The organism is Castellaniella sp. GW247-6E4 (assembly GCF_040276065.1).
Classification (GTDB): domain Bacteria; phylum Pseudomonadota; class Gammaproteobacteria; order Burkholderiales; family Burkholderiaceae_B; genus Castellaniella.
The window spans coordinates 1-806 of sequence record NZ_JBELOI010000053.1; the positions used below are offsets into that span (position 1 = coordinate 1).

The 806-nt window shown below is 58.9% G+C and carries 1 protein-coding gene; it reads right to left on the reverse strand.

Going from position 1 to position 806, the window contains the following annotated elements:
- Positions 1-117: 117 nt before the first annotated feature.
- The coding region (locus tag ABS761_RS16900; protein WP_350409555.1) for a type IV secretion system DNA-binding domain-containing protein at positions 118-806 on the reverse strand (689 nt) is incomplete at its 5' end.

An 806-nucleotide genomic window follows, 5' to 3' on the forward strand; every position in this document is an offset into this window, starting at 1 on the left:
CTTCTGCATTATGAAATATGGGCTGATTTTGCTGTTCGACCGATTTTTCAAGACGGCTTATTCAGACCATCCCTAAGAACTTGAGTGCGCTAGATGTCCTCTTGGCCGGTCCTGTGGTCATTCTTCGTCTCGAAATGCCGCTGTCTGGTTGCCAAAATCCTGAAATGGCATTCTGACTCTCGCAACCGGCAAATTCCCCGCCAGGGCCGCATACCCCTCCAGCACCGGCAGCGCCTGAATCTGCGCCGGTGTCACCACATCCTCAACTGTCCGATCCATATTATCGGACGTATTCCGATGATCGACACTGCGGCTGACGCTGTATTTTGGCCGCTCGACCTCGTGCTTGCCAAGGCTTTCGCTCATGTCGCGGGCGGTCTGCGGGTCGGTACGGGATCCGCCCAGCACGACCAAGTTGCGGAAACTCGCCCGAATGGTGGTGGCCATGGTCCTGCCGTACAGGTGTTCCAGCTGGGACGTGCTCTGCAGGCCCGCGACGATGCGCAGCCCATTCTTGCGGCCTTTGGTCAGGCCCGCCTCCAATGAAGGCAGGGCTTCCAGGCTGGCCAGCTCGTCGATGAAGAGCCACCAGCGCCGGCCGGTGCCTTCGGGCATGGACAGAATCGACGTGATGAAGACATCGGCCCAGGACGATACCAGGGGCCGCATGGAACTCATCATGTCTTCGCGCCAGTTGATGTACAGGTTGCCGCCGTTGGGCTGGTCCAGCTGACGTCCTCCCGTAAAAGTGGACAGCTCAGAAGTAGAGAAATCCGGCGATACTAAGCCCTCAGGAGGGCCCCGCC